This is a genomic window from Paenirhizobium selenitireducens ATCC BAA-1503, assembly GCF_000518785.1.
GTDB classification, from domain to species: Bacteria; Pseudomonadota; Alphaproteobacteria; order Rhizobiales; family Rhizobiaceae; genus Allorhizobium; species Allorhizobium selenitireducens.
Window position 1 is genome coordinate 1 of the sequence record NZ_JAEG01000001.1, and the last position, 19,478, is coordinate 19,478.

General features: G+C 57.8%; 15 protein-coding genes. 6 read left to right on the forward strand and 9 right to left on the reverse strand.

The window, feature by feature from the left end:
• Window positions 1-83 precede the first annotated feature (83 nt).
• From tnpA to tnpC, 3 genes are all read left to right on the forward strand, one after another.
• The gene (tnpA, locus tag L867_RS0100010; RefSeq protein WP_028734975.1) at window positions 84-470 is read left to right on the forward strand and encodes an IS66-like element accessory protein TnpA; all 387 of its coding nucleotides are present in this window, start codon (window positions 84-86) and stop codon (window positions 468-470) included.
• A complete protein-coding gene (gene tnpB / locus L867_RS0100015; RefSeq protein WP_028734976.1) occupies window positions 467-820 on the forward strand; it encodes an IS66 family insertion sequence element accessory protein TnpB in 354 nt (117 codons plus the stop codon). The genes tnpA and tnpB overlap by 4 nt, the downstream gene beginning before the upstream one ends.
• Window positions 821-889: 69 nt before the next feature.
• The gene (gene tnpC / locus L867_RS0100020) at window positions 890-2,482 is read left to right on the forward strand and encodes an IS66 family transposase (protein WP_028734977.1); all 1,593 of its coding nucleotides are present in this window, start codon (window positions 890-892) and stop codon (window positions 2,480-2,482) included.
• Window positions 2,483-2,536: 54 nt separating this feature from the next.
• Here tnpC and L867_RS0100025 read toward each other — a convergent pair whose 3' ends face one another.
• Together L867_RS0100025 and L867_RS0100030 are read right to left on the reverse strand one after the other, a co-directional pair.
• Entirely contained in the window at window positions 2,537-3,718 is a 1,182-nt protein-coding gene (locus L867_RS0100025) for an MFS transporter (RefSeq protein WP_028734978.1), read from the reverse strand.
• Window positions 3,718-4,071, reverse strand: coding sequence for a DsrE/DsrF/TusD sulfur relay family protein (locus L867_RS0100030; RefSeq protein WP_028734979.1), 354 nt, complete (start codon window positions 4,069-4,071; stop codon window positions 3,718-3,720). The genes L867_RS0100025 and L867_RS0100030 overlap by 1 nt, the downstream gene beginning before the upstream one ends.
• A 71-nt stretch (window positions 4,072-4,142) precedes the next feature.
• Between L867_RS0100030 and L867_RS0100035 the strand changes: the two genes are divergently transcribed.
• A complete protein-coding gene (locus L867_RS0100035) occupies window positions 4,143-4,811 on the forward strand; it encodes an ArsR/SmtB family transcription factor (protein ID WP_028734980.1) in 669 nt (222 codons plus the stop codon).
• Window positions 4,812-5,306: 495 nt separating this feature from the next.
• On the opposite strand, the gene L867_RS0100040 is transcribed toward L867_RS0100035, so the two are convergent.
• The 3 genes from L867_RS0100040 to L867_RS0100050 all read right to left on the reverse strand — a co-directional run bounded on the left by L867_RS0100040 (window position 5,307) and on the right by L867_RS0100050 (window position 9,882).
• Entirely contained in the window at window positions 5,307-7,139 is a 1,833-nt protein-coding gene (locus tag L867_RS0100040) for an NACHT domain-containing protein (RefSeq protein WP_084638394.1), read from the reverse strand.
• 905 nt (window positions 7,140-8,044) lie between these two features.
• Entirely contained in the window at window positions 8,045-9,562 is a 1,518-nt protein-coding gene (locus L867_RS0100045; protein ID WP_028734982.1) for a type IV secretory system conjugative DNA transfer family protein, read from the reverse strand.
• Complete coding sequence (locus L867_RS0100050; RefSeq protein WP_028734983.1) at window positions 9,559-9,882, reverse strand: hypothetical protein; 324 nt, start codon at window positions 9,880-9,882, stop codon at window positions 9,559-9,561. Before L867_RS0100050 ends, L867_RS0100045 begins: the two co-directional genes overlap by 4 nt.
• Before the next feature lie 200 nt (window positions 9,883-10,082).
• Here L867_RS0100050 and traA point away from each other — a divergent pair, with 200 nt between their 5' ends.
• A complete protein-coding gene (traA, locus tag L867_RS0100055) occupies window positions 10,083-13,400 on the forward strand; it encodes a Ti-type conjugative transfer relaxase TraA (RefSeq protein ID WP_028734984.1) in 3,318 nt (1,105 codons plus the stop codon).
• Window positions 13,401-14,078: 678 nt separating this feature from the next.
• Here traA and L867_RS24225 read toward each other — a convergent pair.
• The 4 genes from L867_RS24225 to L867_RS0100070 form a co-directional block, all read right to left on the reverse strand.
• On the reverse strand, window positions 14,079-16,007 hold the full coding sequence (locus tag L867_RS24225; RefSeq protein WP_051438742.1) for a RiPP maturation radical SAM C-methyltransferase: 1,929 nt from the start codon (window positions 16,005-16,007) through the stop codon (window positions 14,079-14,081).
• Window position 16,008: 1 nt separating this feature from the next.
• On the reverse strand, window positions 16,009-17,352 hold the full coding sequence (locus tag L867_RS26640) for a S8 family peptidase (protein ID WP_084638396.1): 1,344 nt from the start codon (window positions 17,350-17,352) through the stop codon (window positions 16,009-16,011).
• Window positions 17,353-17,610: 258 nt separating this feature from the next.
• A complete protein-coding gene (locus L867_RS0100065; protein ID WP_028734985.1) occupies window positions 17,611-17,796 on the reverse strand; it encodes a hypothetical protein in 186 nt (61 codons plus the stop codon).
• Window positions 17,797-17,883: 87 nt separating this feature from the next.
• The gene (locus tag L867_RS0100070) at window positions 17,884-18,384 is read right to left on the reverse strand and encodes a tyrosine-type recombinase/integrase (protein WP_028734986.1); all 501 of its coding nucleotides are present in this window, start codon (window positions 18,382-18,384) and stop codon (window positions 17,884-17,886) included.
• 118 nt (window positions 18,385-18,502) lie between these two features.
• Here L867_RS0100070 and L867_RS0100075 point away from each other — a divergent pair, with 118 nt between their 5' ends.
• On the forward strand, window positions 18,503-19,423 hold the full coding sequence (locus L867_RS0100075) for a tetratricopeptide repeat protein (RefSeq protein ID WP_146086575.1): 921 nt from the start codon (window positions 18,503-18,505) through the stop codon (window positions 19,421-19,423).
• Window positions 19,424-19,478 lie beyond the last annotated feature (55 nt).

The window sequence follows — 19,478 nt, forward strand, 5'->3', positions numbered from 1 at the left end:
GTAACCGGTGTTCAGGTCCCACGTTGCTCGTTGCCGCCTGATCTGGGATCGACATTCCATGGATCATGAACGGGAGTTTCTCCATGGAGACCTCATTGGAGTTTCTCACAACCAGGAAGCCTGGACGTGAGGTTCACCGACATTGGCCCGATGAGGTCAAGGCGAAGATCGTTTCGGAAAGCTTGAGGCCTGGCACGACAGTCAATGAAGTTGCGCAGCGCTATGGATTGCGAGCCAATAGCCTTTCCACCTGGCGGACGATGGCGCGGCAGGGCAAGCTGATCCTGCCAGCACCAGAGGATGCGGTAGAGTTCGCGGCGGTGATCGTTGATCCGCCTGTTTCGGAACAGCCGCCTAAAATGCTCAGTCGCCCCGAGATCGTCCTCGGTCCCGTCACGATCCGTCTTGAGGAAGGTGCGTCTGCTGCCCGGATCGCTGCCATCGCCCGCGCTCTGGCGGCGGCGACATGATCTTTCCGTCGAACCGTGTTCGGATCATGGTGGCGACCAAACCCGTTGACTTCCGCAAGGGCCATGACGGCTTGGCGGCGCTAGTGAAGAATGAGCTTCACAAGGACCCGTTCACCGGAACGGTCTTCGTGTTTCGGTCTCGCAAGGCGGACCGGTTGAAGCTGATCTACTGGGATGGCTCCGGGATCGTCATGGCCTACAAAAGGCTGGAAGAGCACACATTCACGTGGCCTGGCATCAAGGATGGATTGATGACGCTCACCCACGCCCAGTTCGAAGCGCTGTTCGCAGGCCTCGATTGGCGGCGGGTTCATGCCGTCCAGACGAGAGTGCCGGAGGCCATCGAATAGCTGCGGCACGATGACTCAGCACGGCAGATTCTGAGGGCAAATCGGCTCGGGATTTGGTAGTTTCCGGTCATGCTCCATGCCGCCGACCTTCCCGATGATGTTGCTGCCCTGAAGGCGATGCTGATTGCGGCACAGGCACGCGAGGCGGCCAAGGACGTCGCGATAGCCAGCAAAGACGAGCATATCGCTCGCAAGGATGAGCGGATCGAGCGGCTTGAGAAGCTGGTCGCAGCGTTCAAGCAGGCAGCCTTCGGACGCAAATCCGAGAAGACCGATCCTGACCAATTCGACCTGGCGCTGGAAGACCTGGAGACGGCCATGGCTGTCATCCATGCCGAGGATGAGGGGGACGCTCCTGCGGCAAATAGGATTGCCAAGCCACGTGCGATCAATCGGGGCTCCCTTCCGAAGCATCTTCCGCATATCGAGGAGGTGATTGAGCCAGAAAGCCTGATCTGTGCCTGCGGTGGTTGCCTGCACTGCATTGGCGAGGATGTCTCCGAGCGGCTGGACGTGATCCCGGCGCAGTTCCGCGTGATCGTCACCCGCCGCCCTAAGTATGCCTGCCGGGCCTGCACCGACGGGGTCGTCCAAGCCCCAGCTCCGGCGCGGCTGATCCAGGCTGGGCTCCCGACGGAAGCGACCGTCGCGCATGTTCTGGTCTCCAAGTATGCCGATCACCTTCCACTCTATCGGCAGGCGCAGATCATGAGCCGCCAAGGGATCGATCTCGACCGCTCCACGCTGGCCGATTGGGTCGGTCGGGCAGCCTATGAACTGCGGCCCGTCTTCGATGCGTTGATCGTCGACCTGAAGCGCTCGACCAAGCTGTTCATGGATGAGACCCGCGCCCCAGTTCTCGATCCCGGCTCGCGCAAAACCAAGACCGGATACTTCTGGGCGCTGGCGCGTGATGATCGCCCATGGGGCGGTGGCGCTCCGCCGGGTGTCGCCTTCACCTATGCTCCTGGTCGGGGAGGCATTCATGCCGAACGTATACTGCAGGGTTTCTCTGGCGTCCTGCAGGTGGATGGATATGCCGGATACAACAGGCTGATCGCGCCTGAGCGTGTCGGCCCAGACATTCAGCTTGCATATTGCTGGGCGCATGCCCGGCGCAAGCTGGTGGAGATCACCCGCAACGGGTCAGCACCGATTGCTGAGGATGGCGTCAAGCGGATTGGCGAACTATATCGCATCGAGGCCGAGTTGCACGGTCTTGATCCGAAGGCTCGACTTGCCGGACGACAGGAACGATCAGCACCGCTTGTGGCAGAACTGCAGACTTGGCTGGTCCATCACCGCGCCCGCATCGCTACGAAGTCGCCGCTCGGCGAGGCATTGGCCTACATCGCCAATTACTGGGATGGTCTGAAGCTCTTCCTGACCGACGGCCGCATCGAGGTCGACAACAACAGTGTCGAGCGGACCATCAGGCCTATCGCTCTCAATCGCAAGAACGCGCTTTTTGCGGGTCATGATGCCGGAGCGGAGAATTGGGCGATCATCGCCTCGCTGGTCGAGACCTGCAAGCTCAATGCTGTCGATCCGCAGGCCTATCTGACCAGCACACTCACCGCCATCGTGAATGGTCACAGGCAGAGCCGGATAGATGAACTTCTCCCGTGGAATTACTTGGTTGATCGTATCAACGGCCACTGATGACACGTCGTGGATCGTCAAGGCTTAGGCGTGTATGCAAATTCCATGGCCGGATTATGCGACAGCTCCCAGTCTTGCTCTGGAGAAAGCAAGATAAAGGATCGCGATGCCAGCCAAAGCAAGCCACGGCAGCAGCACGAGATTGAGCGTTTGCCAGCCGAGGCTACTATGTAGCGCTCCCGCGCCTAGTGACGACACGAGTCCGACCAGGAAGATCGACAGATCGTTCATCGCTTGTGCTTTACCCTTTTCGGCAGGGGTGTAGGTGCTTGTGAGCAGATTGGTGCCGCCGATGTAAAGGAAGTTCCAGCCGATACCGAGCAAGATAAGCGCTGCCGTAAAGGAATAGAACCCAGTGCCGGATAGGCTGAAAGCCACATGGCCGAAGAACAGCAAAACACCAGCCAGCATGATCCGGAGAACACCGAAGCGAGCAATGAGCGACCCCGTGAAGAATGAGGGCAGGAACATGCCGAGCACATGGAGCTGGATCACGGTTGCCGTCTGAGACAGGCCGTGATGATGATGTGCCATTGCAATCGGTGTTGCTGTCATCGCGAGGATCATCACGCCGTAGCCTGTTGCGGCTCCAAAGAGCGCAACAAGGTAGGTCGGTTGCCGCATTATCTGGCCCAGCGACCGGGCTGCTGCGTCCACTCCCGAGAGCACAGCAGGACGGGGTACGTTCACCCCCGTCAGAACACCGACTGCAAGCAGCGAGACAATTGAAAGAATGAGGAAAGAGCCAGTATAGGCAGGCTGCAGGAGATCACCGCCAAAGCCGCCAAGGGCAGGTCCAGCGAGAGCTGCAACGACACCACCTGCGAGGACGAAGGAGATGGCTCGGGGCTGGAAAGCGTCATCTGCTACTTCCGATGCCGCAAAACGGTAGAATTGTGCAAACCCTTGATAGGCCCCAACGAACAAGGTGCCCAGGCAAAGCATCCATAGCGATCCTGCATACACCCCGCCTGCTGCCACAAGTCCCCCCACCACGCCAAGGATAGCGCCCAACAAAAAGCCAATCCTGCGTCCTACCCGAGCCATCCACATCGAGGCAGGAACGGTCGCCAGCGCCGTGCCGAGGAACATTGAGGCGATAGGTGCCGTGGCAAAGGCGGGGGAAGCGGCAAGCTGGCTTCCGGCTAGTCCTCCAACTGTCATTACCAGAACCGACGCAGTCTGGAACAGAGCCTGCGCAGACGCCAGCAGTGCGACTTGACGATACATGGCCATCAGAACACCAGCACCTTGTCGGCAGCCACTGTTGCGGCGGCTAGGGCATCCATTGTGCTGGACTCGGCCCCTTCCGCCATCTCGCTTTGCGTTAGGCCCCGTGCATCCATGCAGGTGCCACAGAGAAGGACCTTCCCACCTGAAGCGAGGACGCGTTTGATCATGCGCTCGACGTTGTAGTACCCTTCTGGTGTCTTCTGGCCCGCCTTCGCGGCAAGTACCGCATCGGCCATCAAGAAGACCGTGATGGCCGCTTCGCTGTCGGCTTTAGGTAGTGCAATTGCCAGCCGAAGAGCATTGTAGACGCGCTCGGTGCCATAAGGAGGGTCGTTGAGGATGAAGAGGATATTCATAGTGCCTCCTAAGATTGACAATCGACGCTCAATCATTCAATCGTCCAATTGAATGAACACCAGGATGTCGAATGTCAACCCCATCTCCGAAGCTACAGCTCTTTGGTCACTTTGCGAGTTTGGCAAGGACTCTAGGTAACGAACACCGCTTGGAACTGTTGGAGCTTCTTGCTCAGAGTCCACAATCTGTGGAAGTTCTCGCGACCAGGACGGGCCTTGCTTTTGCAAATGTATCGCAGCATCTGCAGCACCTGAAGAAGGCCGGGCTTATTGTCGGGCATCGCGAAGGCAAGAACGTCCGCTACAGTCTGAGAGACGGACCCATCATCGAGGCGATCACCGCGATCCAGAACCTGGCCGAGCATAATATGGCGGAGGTCAAAAGCGTTATCCACGGCTACTTCCATCGCCTCGACGATATGGAGGCCATCGACATGGCTGAGTTGATGAAGCGCCTCGACAGCGAAAGCGTGACTCTCCTGGACGTACGCCCAGAAGACGAATATCGGGCCGGACACCTGCCGAACGCCGTCAACATCACCGTGGAAGAACTAGAAAGTCGCCTGTCGGAGTTGCCACCTGGACAGCAGATTGTTGCCTACTGCCGTGGCCCCTATTGCATTCTTTCGTTCAAGGCCGTGCAGTCATTGCGACAGCGTGGGTTCAATGTGCGTCGACTTGTCGATGGCTTCCCTGAGTGGAAAGCGGCGGGGTTCCCAATAGAGACGGCTGCTGTCTGACTATGCCGCGACTTCCGATTTTTCGCGTATGGTGCCACGCGCTATGCGGCCCGGCGTGTGACCTCGTTTGCTCGAAACTGATCGGCCGTGTGTGAGCGGCACACCGCTTACCTACAGCTGGTATGCCCATTTTCCTGTTTGCTGACGGTCGCTATTCATGGCGACCTTCCAGGTTGGACGGCAGCCGGGCTGCCGGGCTTGTTTTGCCCGCCGGTCGCGGGCTGGGGCTTGGGGGTCGACAACAGAAGTTCGCCTCTTCCACTTCGCACGGTCTTCTGGTTGTTGCCGTAGCGCTTGGCGAGTGCTCGCAGTCTCTCTTGACTATGTTGTATCGCTCGGCGGACTACCTCTGTCGTCGTGGCGAGCCGCAAAACAGGCCTGATACATGACCGCACCCGATCTCACGTTCAAAACCGCTCGAAGAACTACTTGCATGAACGGGGGCATCCATACATGACCCGGCGGGTCAGCTCTCAGTGGAAATTAACACCTATGCTAATGTTTGTATCTTGCGATGAGGTTCCGAATACCGCTGCTGCGCTCCTTCATCTTCTTCTCGAGAGAAATCCTAAGGCTTTGGATACAGCGGATGTCTGCCGCGACTTCTCGGACGCAGCTAAGTTCGTTCAGTAGGTTGTCGGGAAGGGCGCTTATATTGAAACCCTTACCTTGAGCTTCGCGTTTATGAGCTCCGAGTGCTCTGCGATCATAAGCTTCCTGTCGTTCCGATAGCGTACGCTGTCTGTCGATGTATGAGGTTATCAACCGTCGGTCATCCTGATGGTCGGCGGTTCTAACATTGGGGCGATCGGAGAATTCGTTGAGAATGATGCGAAGGCTCTTATGCTCGATTATCCCTGCCTTGGGAAATGTCAGGCCGTTTTCGTAAACCGGTTTTCCTAAAATGGACCTGATCAAAGCGATGTCCGACAGATTTTCGTTCAAGAGTCCTTCCAGCTTCCCTAGTTTTGGAATTACCCATTCTTGGAGAATGACGCCTTCGTTTAACTGGAAAACCATTCGCAATACGTTGTCTACGCGCCCGCGCTCCACCAAAGCTTCCACAATATCGAAAACTTCTGATGGCGGACTATTGGAGATGAAAAGCGCCGCAAAATACTCTTGGAAAGACCGATGGATGAAAGTCGTGTAGATTCCATCTCGCTGTAAAAGGCACACGGTGACCATTAGGTCTTTGAGAAATGCATCACTATCCGCATCGATGTTTGAGAGGGCGAAAGCGGCTTTAAGATCCTCGATAAGCTGGAACTGTAAAAAGCTAAACCGCTCCTGAAGATAGGAGATGAAGCAAAAGGCCGCGAGCACCTGTCGGAACTGCTCTACGTCGAGCCTAGACTCGATAGTCCGCGAAAATGCGCCCTTTATGAAGTCGTGCTTGTGGAATAGCGTTTGGTAGGCCTGTTCGTAGAACACGTGCATCTTGCTCGGAACGGTGGCGAACTCGCTGTACGTCAGCATCATGAGCGTCGCGAGGAGGGGAATCGAAAGAAATTCTTCATGGTTCTCGAAGAACTGCTCGGTCATCGTTCCAATAAATGCGGATTTGATATCGCCGTCATAGTTGAGCTTGGACAACATCAGCGTCGTCTGCTCGCGCGTCATGGGGAGAAGCTTGGCCACCGTGAAGGCCTCCCATGGTAGATAAAAGTCATCCGGCCGGGTCGAAAGAAGAACGGGTGTCTCGGGATACCTGTAGGCGAGGTCCAAGATTTCCGCAGCGTAACGAGTGCGATCGGTTAGAGCTATTTCGTCGATGCCATCGAGGTAAATTATGAACTTTCCACTCCCCATGCCGAACCTGAGGTGCTCTTCAGTGAAACCCGGCAGGTGATCGGCGACCTGTTTCACTAGGTTGGCGATCAGGGATTTCGTGTTGTCTAAGTGGAGGTGTCGCAACTCAAAAAGTATCGGAATATAATCTGTTTCATAGAGTATCGTATGGCGAAGCAGATGCCTTACAAACAGCGTCTTTCCCAGTCCAGCCGTGCCCTCGATTATAAAACGTTTTCCGAGAGCGAGTTGGGCAAAAAAGTCTTCACCACGGAATACCTCTTCTCCCGATTTGATGCGTACTGGCACATAGTTGTGCTCAAAACTTATCGCTTCGTGGCGGTTAATCAGGGTTTTAAATTTGGAGTATCTGGCGATTGTCTCAGACAGATAGCTTGAGAAGCCGCGACCAAACCGCACCTTGTATTTGGCGATCTGATCCTTTGTAACATTTCCGACGGACGAGAAAAACGACTCGACCAAGTCTGCGGCGGCATGTCCGGCGATTTCATTCACATTGATTTCTACTTCAGACACGATCCCTCCGGAACATGAAGCTAACTTCCCGCGAAAAATGGCCTGCCACGTGCAGGTGCGGCGGACCGCGTAGCTCTCCGGCCACAATGACGGCCGCGGCTGCAACAGTTGGCCTGCCGACGGAATCATTTTGAACGCGTCTTATACGCGTAGATAACACCCATGACGACAATCTCGCCGAGATTGTTTTCCGGCGATATTAGGCTCTCGTCAACCCAATAGACTGTTGATTTTGCGCTGAGAACTGACCCGGGATTGCGGGAAGTTCTCACCGAGATTTGGCTCTGACTCACATATGCTGCTGGTGCGGTCGAGACTTTCGGTGATTCATTGGGGGATCAGCGGATGCAGCATCGGTTTCAGCGTGCGTGCCTCGCGCCGGACGGCTTCGCAGTGGATTCTATCAAGATTGTAGGCGAGATCGTCGATATTCTCTTGAGATCGCGCTCTCCCGCGGGAGCTTGTTCTGCCTGCGGACGACAGCGACGCGTTCAAAGCCGATATCTGCGATGGCCGACAGACCTGCCCCTCGGTGGACGGCGCGTGGACTCACAGTGGTGGCGCTCCGATGTTGGTGTGACGCTGTCCTTTGCGGTCGCTGCATCTTCCGCGAACAGTTCGAACACGGCTTCCTGGCTCGGTATGGTCGTCGCACCCAGCGGTTCGAGACGATCGTCCACCATCTTGGTCTGGCGCTCGGCGGCAGACCTGCGGCAGCCTTCGCCAATCGTCTGATGATGCCTGTCAGCAGTGAAGTGAGGTCGCGAACCGGATATTACGAGTTGGTGTTCTAGACCATCGACCTGCGCACCAAATTGGCGTCTTGGCGGCTTCCGTACGGACATCGACTATTTTGCCCCCGCGGATTAGCGACTGGTCACGAAAGATAGAACACGCGACGGTGTTCAAGCTCGGTCGAACAGTCCTCTGAACTCGTTATCGTCATGATATCGGATCTTCCGCACCCACGCCGGCCGCTTCCCTTGTCTGAGCAGGATCATGTGTTCCGACGACGAGGTCTTGCCCTCGCTCCATGACCGGGTCACGTAGTGCGCATCGGTCTTGCCGATCGAGCGGGCAATGAGACTTGCCGTTTCCACATCGTTGACGCCGAACACCTGAAGCACGGCGGCATTCGACAGGAAGGTGCCGGCGCGTTGCCCATAGGTGGCACGCAGCTGGTGGATGTCCTGGAGGATCGGCCAGAGCTGAACACCATAGCCGGCCATCAGCCCCATGGCACGTTCGACGGGCGCCAGGTGACCGAGAGCGGTGAACTCGTCGAGCAGATACAGCACGGGCCGGGCAGGGGCGGCAGGATCGCGTGCCATCTCGGTGAGGCTTTGGGTGACCAGCAGTCGCAGCCATCTGGAATAGGTGGAGAGCCGATCGGGCGGCAGGACGAGGAAGACTGTGGCATTGTTGCGCTTCAGATCGGCGAAGCGGAAGTCTGAGCGACTAAGCACGGCGGTCATGCGCGGACTGTCGAGGAAATGGGTGTGGCGCTGCGCGGCCGACAAGACGCCCGCCGCTTCCCGGTCGGACTTGCCGAGGTGACGATTGGCAGCGCGCGCGATTAGCCCGCCGGCCCCGTCCAAGGCCTGCATTCTCAGAAGCAGGTTCGCGAACTTCTCCGGGGAAAGCGTCAGATGGTCCCGCAGCGTTCCGAGGTCCCGTCGCCCCGGCGGCTCCGCGACGATGGTAAAGAGGATCAGTCCGGCAATGAGCGCCCTGGCCTCTTCGTTCCAGTGCGCCTCACCAGCCATGCCCGGCTCGTCGAACACCAGCGCATCGGCGAGCGTGTTGGCGTCTTCGGCGATATCGAGGCTGTCAGGCTTCAGTCCATCGAGGGGATTGAAGGCGGACGAGTGTTTGCCCGTGACGCCAAACGGATCGAGGACATGGACCGGACCGAACCGTTCGCGGGCGCGACCGGTGATCCTGGCATTCTCGCCCTTCGGGTCGATGCAGATCACGGAGCGGTCGGCGGTGAGCAGATTGGGGATGATGGTACCGACACCCTTGCCCGTTCTGGTCGGTGCGATGGTCATCAGATGCGCCGGCCCGTCATAGCGCAATAGCTTGGCTGTTGCCGGATCGCGTCCGATCAGCAGGCCATCGTCTTTGGCCGACAGGGTTTGCAGGTCTTTCTTCGTCGCCCAGCGCGCCGAGCCGAAGACGGCCGAGATTTGCGCTTTGCTGAAAAACGCCGAGAAGAAGCCGCCGATCCCAAGCGTCACGGGAAGATACTTGGCGACAACGTGCACGACGTGGCTGATCTGTCCATGTTCAATTCCGCCGATTAGGTGGATCAGGAAATTCACCAGCAGCATCACGATGGAAAAGGCAGCGCCGAAGAGGAGGCACCCCACCGCGATGACGGGAGCCATCAGCATGGACTTGAGCAGACGCGCAACCGTCATTCGGGCGATCCTCCGCTCTCTCCGCTGTTCTCGTTCTCGACCGGCGATACCATCGGCGCCGCCGGCTTCAGGATGCCGGCGAACAGAGCCCGGTCGCCCTCGCGCGTCAGAAACCCCGGCAGCTCGGCACGCAGCCAGTCGCCGAGACGCCGGGAGAGTTCGGCATCGCCCGATTGCTTCAGCCGGTGCAGCACCAGCGCGCCAATCAGGATCTTGCGGCGTGTGTCGTGAGCTCGCTCCTGCTTGGCCAGGCGCGCGACCAGCACCTGTTTGCGGGCTTCGAGCTGTAGCAATCGTTCGCGAATAGCCTTGCGCGACATGACATCATCCTTCCCGTCATTCGTCCGGGGATGGTCGATGCAACGCCGATCGATCCGCCGGCACAACTCGCAAATCTGCGAGAAGCGGAGCGGTATCCCTTGGTGCTACCGTAGCGAAGCGAAGGAAGTCCAAGGGCGCACTTACGAGTTGCTGCGCAACTCAGCGCTCAGAACCGCCCTTCGCCCGACCGGAGGCTGGCATGGCGATCTATCATTGCAGCATGAAGCCGGTGGCGCGCAGCGGCGGCCGCAGCGCCGTGGCTGCTGTCGCCTATCGCACGGCCAGCCGCTTGCTGAACGAGCGTGACGGCCTGGTGCACGACTTCACCCGAAAGAGTGGCGTGGTTCATACCGAGATCGTGCTGCCGGATGGGGTGGAGGCCGATTGGGCGCGCGACCGTTCGAACTTGTGGAATGCCGTCGAGTTTGCCGAGAAGCGCAAGGATGCCCGTGTCGCCCGTGAGTTCGAGATCGCCCTTCCACACGAGCTGAGTGCCGCCGAGCGGCTATCCCTGACACGCGACTTTGTCCGTGATCTTGCCAACCGTTATGGCGCCGCCGTCGACTTCGCCATTCACCAGCCGGGCAGCGAAGGTGATGTCCGCAACATCCATGCCCATGTGCTGATGACGACGCGCACCGTCGAAGCAAACGGCCTTGGCGAGAAGACGCTGATCGAGCGGGAGAACAAATGGCTGCTGAACCACGATCATCCGACCGCGCAGATGCAGCTTCGCGATATCCGCCAGGCCTGGGAAGCCCATGCCAACCGGCATCTGGTGCGCGCCGGTCTCGATGTCAGGATCGATCATCGCTCGCATCTGGAACGTGGCCTTGAGATCGAGCCGACCGAGCACATGGGCGTTCATGCCTCCCAGATCCATCGGCAGGGAAGGGAGGTGTCGCGCACGCGGATCGATGAAGAGGCGGCAAGGCGCAATGCCGACCTGATCCGGGAAAAACCGGAACAGGTTCTGAGCATCATCACCGGTGAGAAGAGTGTGTTCGACCGCTATGATGTAGCGCGTGCCCTGCATCGCTATATCGACGATCCGCAAAGCTTCCAGAACGCCTTTGCCGCCGTCATGGCATCAACCGCCCTGGTGGAACTGAGACCTGCGCAGAAGGGCGAACTTGCCCGGCTGACGACGCGAGAAATGCTGGAGATCGAGCAGGCCATGGTCGCGAGCGCATCTATGATGGGGGTCGCTCGCGGCCATGGCGTAGACCGGCATCACGTCGATCAGGCGCTGAATCTACAGGATGAAGCCATCCGTGCAAGGACTGCTGCGTCGCTTGCAGGGAAAGTCGAGTCCGGCGAAATGGTCTTGGTCGATCGCGTGCGGGCGATCGAGCGCTCGGGCTTGAGCGAAGAACAGCGCGCCGCGGTCCGGCACATCACCGGCCCAGAGCAGATCGCGGTCGTGATCGGCTTTGCCGGTGCGGGCAAGTCGACGATGCTGTCTGCGGCGCGTGAGGCCTGGGAACGTCAGGGTTATCGGGTTCATGGTGCAGCCCTTGCCGGCAAGGCGGCGGAAGGTCTGGAGGAATCCTCCGGCATATCATCGCGCACATTGGCGTCCTGGGAATATGGCTGGCAGAGGGAGAGGGGCCAACTCGGCAAGGGCGATGTCCTGGTCATCGACGAGGCCGGCATGGTGGGAAGCCGGCAGCTTGCGAAGTTCGTCACCGAGGCCGAGACCCGTGGCGCTAAACTCGTCCTGGTCGGTGATCACGAGCAGCTTCAAGCGATCGGGGCAGGATCTCCGTTCCGGGCGATTGCCGAGCGGGTCGGCGCCGTCGAGCTCTCGGAAATCCGCCGCCAGAATGAGGGCTGGCAGCGCGAGGCGTCGATTGCCTTTGCCACACACAGAACGAGCGACGGTCTCTCAGCCTATGCCGACCGCGGTCATGTCCAGTTCGCAGACAACCGCGACGAGGTACGCTCCGCCTTGGTGCGGGACTACCTTGCCGACATGGACGAGCGCACAAGCGGTTCCCGGATTGCCCTGGCACATCGCCGTGTCGATGTGCGTGCAATCAATGCCGACATCCGGGCATCGCTTCAGGAACGCGGGAAACTGGCACGAGATGAAAAAGAGCAGGGTCCGCTCGGGCGGGAAGTCCTCTACCAGACGAATGACGGCGAACGGTCCTTTGCACCAGGTGACCGGATCGTTCTGCTGGAGAACAACCGCGATCTCGGCGTCAAGAACGGCATGTTGGGAACGGTTCAGGCCGTCGAGCCGGACGCACTACAGATACGTCTCGACGGCGCAGGGCAGAACAGTGCCCGTGTTCTCTCCATACCGACAAAAAGTTACCAGGCCTTTGACCATGGTTACGCGACGACGATCCACAAGTCGCAAGGGGCGACCGTCGACCGGGCCTTCGTCATGGCGTCGGGCACCATGGACCGGCATCTGACCTACGTGGCGATGACCCGCCATCGCGATCAGGTGAAGCTTTATGCCGGCCGCGATAAACTGAAGGATCTGCAAACACTCAGCGCCAGCATGGGCCGGTCGGGGGCCAAGGAAACGACGCTCGATTACACCCGTGCCTTTGCCGAGCGGCGGGGGCTGGCGCAAGAGTTCGGCGTGCTGAGCGAAATCGGGATCAGCTGCAAGTCCGACCGGACCGACGATCGGCCGCCGGCTCACTTCGGCGCTTGGGATGAGCGCGTTCGCGCGCCGACCGATCGTCAGTCCCCCACCACGCTCGGGGCCGGGCAGAGCGGGCAGGGGATCGGTGGCGGGCCTGAGAAGATCGAGCCGCTCATTCCGGCGATCACGCACTATTCCCGCAGTGTCGAGGACGTGGCGCGCGAAAAGGCTAGGCCGGACTTCGAGCGGGCCATCGAGGCGGTGAGAGCACTCGGTCGCGATGTCTATGTCGATCCGGAGGGCGTGGTGGAAAGGCTCAGCCTGGCCATTGTCGACAAGGGCATGGATGGGCAGGGGCTGGCGAAGCTGCTCGCGGACCGGCCGGAGCAGTTCGGGGAGCTGCGCGGCAAGGTCGGGCTCTTTGGCGAGAACAAGGAGCGGAAAGCGGCGCGGCACTATGCCAGGGCGTTCCGGAGGCATGCCGTTGCGGCCGCCGAGACCTGGGAGCGTCGGCTTGAGGAAGAGCGGCGGTCCGAGATCTGGAAACGCGAGAAGCAGGATGTGATCGAGGTTCCGGGGCTCAGCCGACGCAGCGAGGTCGTCCTGAAGCAGCTCGATGGGCTGACGCAGGAGAACAGGCCGAGGTCCCTTGAGAAGCTATTGGACACACAGGAGGGGCAGGAGGCGCTCGCGGAGGCGGAGAAGATTGCACGGGCGATTGAGCGGCGGTTCGGCAGCTCCGATCCGCGCGCCCTGGAGAAGGAAAGCCTGCGGCTCGGGCCGGAAGATGCCGCGAGGCTTGATCGCATCAAGGGTGTCGCCCGGATTGCCTATCGGGCGCAAATCGCCGAACTGACGCGGGAGTATGAGTTGAAGCAACGCCTCAGCAAGGGGTTGGGATTGGGGATGTAGATACGGTGTCCAATTTGGAACCGAGGCCACCATAGCCGCTTTGGCTAGCTGACGATAAAAACCAAAATACGGAACAGCTTGGAACACACCTCGGCTAGTCAATGCATGCACCTTTAACAATCCATACCCCTAGTGCTGGTAGAAATGGTTCGTGTGCGCAGGTTCAAATCCTGCCCCCGCAACCAGTTCCGACATAAATCGCTGATCACACCGATATAACAGACGATTAACCGCCAAATCCTCCTAACCGCCTCTGCATCTCAGGGGCGGTTTTTGCGTTTAAGCGGAAGAAAGCCGCCCGAGGTGGCAGTGTACGATCAGCGCATTCTCGATCAATCAATATTGCAGAGCGCGCTGACGAGGCGTGAGGAGCGTTGCGAGCACGCAGAAGGCGCTATAGGCGTCTCTTCGGAAGGGACGCACGACCTGTCCCGCCAAAGCACGATTGTGACGCCTTTGCTGGCGGCATCGCCCGGCGTGTGAACAATCACGGCATGCCGGTCAGCCAAGGAGAGCTGGCGGGCGATATGATGGATTGGTTCGCGGGCGGCGAGATTTCCGGACGCCCGACGATCGGACAATGCGGAGGAAAGTATCGGCGATCTGGAGGGAACTGAATAGGCCTCATCCTTGACATACCCGCGACCAGAGTTGATTGGCGCATTCAGCGGCAAAACATCACGACATGAGTGCTTCACTCTCGCTGACAACAGTACCTGAGGGTGCTGAACCGCGAAACTCAGATGCACGTCGCCCTCGACGCAAAGGCAGCGGCAGGGCTAGGTATAGATCGCCTTCCTGGATAATGAATTCGCGGCTAACTAGCATTGACAACGCTTGACCTACCTCTGAGGCTGAGTAAGAGTTGCCAATTTGATTGGTAACTTGGTCAAATATATTGCTGGCTGATCTCGGTCTGTCGACGCAGAATAAGAACGCGCATGCCAACAAGTCCGTATAAAAATAGCTCTTTATTTTTATCGATCGGCCATCGACGATTCGCACTCCATTCGACAGTTTTTGGTATACTAATGTAGGGAGTGGTTCTATCTGCCAGCGCTCACGCCAGTCTTTGACCGCAGTCGTCAACGAACTGACAGATGACTTGTCGACGGCATCAATGAGCTCCGCCTCAAAAAAATAAGCAGCACGATGGACATCGACTGTAGCTGGATATGCGTATTTATAGCTATCGTGAGGTCTAAGGCCATGAAAATGGCGACCCTCTGTCGCGTCGCGAAAGTAAGGGCTAAATCGTTCAATCCATATCGGGCCGATGCCTCGCGGCGGCGGCAAAAAATGTAGCTTCTGAATCAGATCTCGCTGATCTTCATAGTCGCGCCGACTCTCGCCAGGAAAACCAAAGATCAGGTTCCAAAACGCATGCACACCGTAGTATGCAAACCAGCGGAGGGAATTGACATTCTGAATACCAGTGATGCCCTTGTCCATGAGCTTCAATACATGTGAGCTGAAGCTTTCTATTCCGGGCTGAACGTGAGTTATGCATCCCTCCGAAAGGGCCTGAATCTCATCTCTACTTAGATTTGCTTTGATCTCAAAAAAAAGATCATAATCCATTTCTTTGGATTTCATGTATTGGGTAAGCTGCTTCGTTTGTTCACGGCCAATAATGTTGTCGACCGCATTGATGCGAGCGATCCGGTGGCGTTCTGAAAGAACTTCTATGTCCTCGATTATACGTTGGGTGCTCTTTGATCTGAAACGCATCCCTAAACCGTTCAGGCCACAAAATTTACAGTGATGCTTGTCTCCCCACCAGCAGCCACGCGAACCTTCAATCAGCAACGTGATTGGGTTCGTCTGTTGCTTATAGGAAGCCGGAACTACTTCGAGTGACTTAAAATACTCTGAGTAATCCGGGATTGGTAGGTCGTCCATGCGGCCTTCGAAGGTTGCCCTCCGATGCGCCTGTGCTCCAGAGGCATCCCTTAGGATGATTCCGTCTAGGGAGGGGATCTCGTGACCGGCAAGTAGTGCACTCAGAAGAGGGGAGAAAACGTGATCTGCCTCCCCGGAAACTGCAACGTCAATCCACTGCACGCCTTCGACGTAAGCGCGTCCCATTTCGCCGTCGAAATTTGATCCACCGAAGACGGTCTGGAGCGAGGGCCTGAGTGATTTAAGCCGGCGAGCAAGTGCGATGCCAGCAACATTCTGTTCAAATGTTGAGGTAAAGCAAACAACCTCATAGCCCGCAACCACGATACGCCGAGCTTCCTCGTCAAGGAATTCAGGTATCAGGGTTTCGCGGACTTCAAGTAGCGCGGCCAAGTCAGTTCGCCCGCGGTCCGAAACTAGGTCAAGCGCTTCTGCGTACCGCTTTACAAACTCTTCCGGCGGCGGGACGCTATCGCCGAAAGCGGCAGCTGAGAACATCCATTCGCCTAGGAGGGGCCCACGATAGCTCGATAAAAAATTATAGAGCCGTGGCTCCATGATTTTGGCTAAGCTAAGATTAAGGTAGTGGCAATCGACTTTGATCCCATCTCGTTCGGCAATTGCTTTGAGCAAGCCGGCCTGGATAGACGGATACTGCACAGTACCGAACGGCATTACGACGAATGCGACTTTCGCTTGGTCCATTCTAAACTCCCGATCCGGCTAGTTTGCGGGCGTCGATGATACCAGCTCCCTGTTCATCGATCCCAATGCCTGGAAGCCTAGTGCAGGATTCTAACACTGCGGTGCGTAACTCTGCGGCGGACCAGCTTGGATTTCTCTGCAAGGCCAAAGCGGCAACCCCAGCAACAATCGGCGCCGCAAAACTCGTCCCTGGAATGGCAACAGCTTCTATTTGTCCGTTCCGGTCGGTCACTTGAATGCCACCACCCGGAGCAACCAGATCAGGCTTATTTGTGCCACCTACCGTTGGCCCTCGTGACGACTTTTGGTGAACCTGTGTACCCAGCCTGTCAGTCGATCCAACACTGATGACATGTGCAGCATCCGCCGGCGATGTCAAAGTTCCGGGCTCAGGGCCTGAATTGCCCACACTCTTAAATGTGAGCATTCCTTTCTTAAAAGCGGCGTCTACTGTCTGCGCCCAGATTGATTGGCCATCTGGCTTGGCCTTACTCTGTCCCCAGCTGAGGTTGGCAATCTTCGCACCGTCAATGCATGCTTGCTCTAACGCTGCAGCTACGCTCGACCCGTCCGCAACAAGTGGCGCGATCTTATAGTTCCAAATAGTAGCTTTTGGTGCGACGCCTTTCAAGGAGCGCCCGTTAGGTGCTTCACTTCCGTCTCCTGCGAGAATGGCCGCTACCTTGGTACCGTGTTCCTTTCCCAACGAGTCGGCCAGTCCAGTCCCGCCCCACGCAGTGTCGGAAAAGTTCCCTTTTTGGATTACTCTACCGACGAGGCCAGGGTAAAGCGTATCAATTTCACCATCGAGTATAGCAACAACTTGACCGGCGCCATCGGCGCCTAGTCCGAAATCGGCATCGTCTAATTGAATGGCATGTCTAGCGGCGTCTAACTCTAGTTCGCCTGCGCTATTGAGCCATGCAAGCGACTTATGGTCAGCGACCTCTGAAAGTATTTCAAGTAAATCTGGTTCGGTCACATTAAATGTGACCGAAGTTGTAAACCTCAAAATGTTTCTAATCCGGAGGGATTTGTTTTCTATTACATTAATTGTGGCCGCCAGATTTTTACGCGTCTCTGCCTCCAATTCGCTGATGTAACTGGACCAATGTGCGTCACTGGACGTTATTGTCTCACCGAGTATAGATGGTCGCGTTACCTGCAAGGTAACCGGAAGCGCGAAGCCTTCAAGACCGGTCTCCCTAGCGACTGCAATAGCGCCCGCAAGTCCGTCGTCAATGCGAGCAGACAACTCGCTAGACCAACCGGCAGACTTTTCTAGATAACTTCTAGCCGCACCTAGGTCGGTCAAAAGCTGTGCTGTAAGTGCCCAGTTTGCCATACGCGGTCATCGCCCGAATTGCTCCAATTCGCCCGGATCGTCCATATCAATGCGCGCGCTCGGAAAGTTCACCTTTAGGTCGTCAAACAGAGAATTCGGTAATTGAGCAGACAATGTATTGGTAAGCTTAAAAGCGCGCCTAACGCTGCCATGTTGCCTAATGTACGCCTTTAGCCGGTCCAGCTCTTCAGATGCGGTGTCCGGTAGAGTTACCACGAAAGAAATCAGTTCGTGATCTGGGGGCATGAACTCACACCCTTACGTGATTCCAACAGTCACCCCAACTTCTACGCCTTCTAGGCCAGCAGCTTGCCTCAAATCCTTGACATGCTGGATGAGATCAGGGGCCTCAATTTTGATAAACGGTTCCTCGCCAGCGTTCTCTACGACCTCCATATTTTCCAGGGGTATCTTCACACCGGCGGACTGCGAAACAGTTGGCATGTCATCCTCCTATAGTTGTGATATTTGAAAGATGCTCCTCCGCAAGGGATGAGTCAACTTTTTTGTCTTTCCTGTTGGCAATGCTTACTACGCCACGAGAAGCCCAGGGTTCAAAACGTCACCGACCTGCTCGAGCCCGGCACGAAGGGGATCGTCGAGCAGAAGGGCGTAGCGCTGTGTGGTCTGAACCTGCGTATGGATGAGGAGCTTGCCGATCATCGGCAGCGTCATGCCGTCCGAAACGAGTAGCGACGCGAATGTATGGAGCAAATCATGGATGCGGACGACGCCCAGATCGTCCTTCGCCCGAACATCCTTCCAGAACCGCTTGATGTCCTTAAGCGGCTTGCCTTCGGCATCGCCCGGAAATACCCATACGCAATCTTCCGGGACTCGCAGCCGGATCGTGCGAAGGAGGGCAGTGGTGGCGGAGGCACTGATCTGCGCACGATGCAAACGCCGCCGCTTCGTGGTGGCGGCGGGCTCGATCCAGATGGCGGTTTCGAGATCGAGTTGCTCCCAACGCGCGCCGACGTTTCCCCTGGGGGAAGCCGAAAGTTTAATGTATAAATAGAGCTGGGTTGGCAAATCTGAACAACCAGGATCCAGAGAAAAAACAATAACTGGACGTTGGGGGTCAACTTTCCGCGCCGATTGACAACTTGTCGTAATGTTGGTGACGACGGCATGGCCTGGCAATGCATGCGTGACCGTGACGATCAGCCACCCGGCTTCCGGCCGTGTCTTTTGGAACCGCAGCTTTCACATCGTTGCGTGGAACGGCCCTTCCGACCATGACCGCCTGCATCGAGTGGCGGCAAGGATTGTGGAGGCTGCTCTCTCCGTCTTGCGCCAGCGGCGGGATGAGTTGCGGCTTCGTAACTGCGCGGCTCTGTCCGCCTATCACGGTCGCAGCCTGATTTTCGGGTTCGACAAGACCAGCCTGGCGGAAGCCGACCACCATTTGCGTTTCGCCTGGAACCATGAGCCGCGTCCGCAATATCTTGCGTGGCGGGCATTCCTGCGCAACATGGCGAACTTTCAACACCGCACCTGCGATTTTCTTGATGACCCGATCGACATCGAGACACTTGCACAGGAGGCGATTCGTCAGGCTCCGGGCAGCGCCATCACGCTGGGCGTCGGCGCCCATATCGAGTATCTCAGCGGTGGCTCCCACCGCAGTTCGCTCCAACTCGCGCGCCGGGCCGTCGACTACGATCCGTTGAATGCGGTCAACTTCGCCATCCTCTCCAACACGGAACTCGCGCTGGGCCATAGAGAGGAAAGCCGCCGGTCTGCGCTCAAGGCGCTGGCGCTGGCTGGGGCCGGAGACCACAGGGCGTTCGCCGAATTCTTCGGCTGCATGTCCGCCGCCGCGTTGGGCGATTACCAGGCGGCCATCGACCATGCCGAGGCGGCGCTGGTCTTGCGCCCGGCGTTCCGTGCACCCCTGCGCTACCTGGTCGCGCTGTACAAGTGCGTGGGCACATCGGCCGACCGGGAGCGAGTGCTGGCACGTATGAGGCGCCTCGAGCCAGATTTTCACGAAGGACGCCTCTTGGAAGGCGACTATCCCGTCACCACCATGCGGCGAATGCGGTTGATCGATATGATCGCGCGCTGAGGGTCTCGTAGCGCGCGATTTCACGCTGTTTGGCGGCCAGAATTCACGCGGAAAT

Coding starts and splice junctions, on each gene's coding strand:
- tnpC (WP_028734977.1), top strand. CDS start 890: ATGCTCCATGCCGCCGACCTTCCCGATGATGTTGCTGCCCTGAAGGCG.
- L867_RS0100045 (WP_028734982.1), bottom strand. CDS start 9,562: ATGACGGTTGCGCGTCTGCTCAAGTCCATGCTGATGGCTCCCGTCATC.
- L867_RS0100065 (WP_028734985.1), bottom strand. CDS start 17,796: ATGCCAACTGTTTCGCAGTCCGCCGGTGTGAAGATACCCCTGGAAAAT.
- traA (WP_028734984.1), top strand. CDS start 10,083: ATGGCGATCTATCATTGCAGCATGAAGCCGGTGGCGCGCAGCGGCGGC.
- tnpA (WP_028734975.1), top strand. CDS start 84: ATGGAGACCTCATTGGAGTTTCTCACAACCAGGAAGCCTGGACGTGAG.
- L867_RS0100035 (WP_028734980.1), top strand. CDS start 4,143: ATGTCAACCCCATCTCCGAAGCTACAGCTCTTTGGTCACTTTGCGAGT.
- L867_RS0100030 (WP_028734979.1), bottom strand. CDS start 4,071: ATGAATATCCTCTTCATCCTCAACGACCCTCCTTATGGCACCGAGCGC.
- L867_RS0100025 (WP_028734978.1), bottom strand. CDS start 3,718: ATGGCCATGTATCGTCAAGTCGCACTGCTGGCGTCTGCGCAGGCTCTG.
- tnpB (WP_028734976.1), top strand. CDS start 467: ATGATCTTTCCGTCGAACCGTGTTCGGATCATGGTGGCGACCAAACCC.
- L867_RS0100050 (WP_028734983.1), bottom strand. CDS start 9,882: ATGTCGCGCAAGGCTATTCGCGAACGATTGCTACAGCTCGAAGCCCGC.
- L867_RS26640 (WP_084638396.1), bottom strand. CDS start 17,352: ATGGCAAACTGGGCACTTACAGCACAGCTTTTGACCGACCTAGGTGCG.
- L867_RS24225 (WP_051438742.1), bottom strand. CDS start 16,007: ATGGACCAAGCGAAAGTCGCATTCGTCGTAATGCCGTTCGGTACTGTG.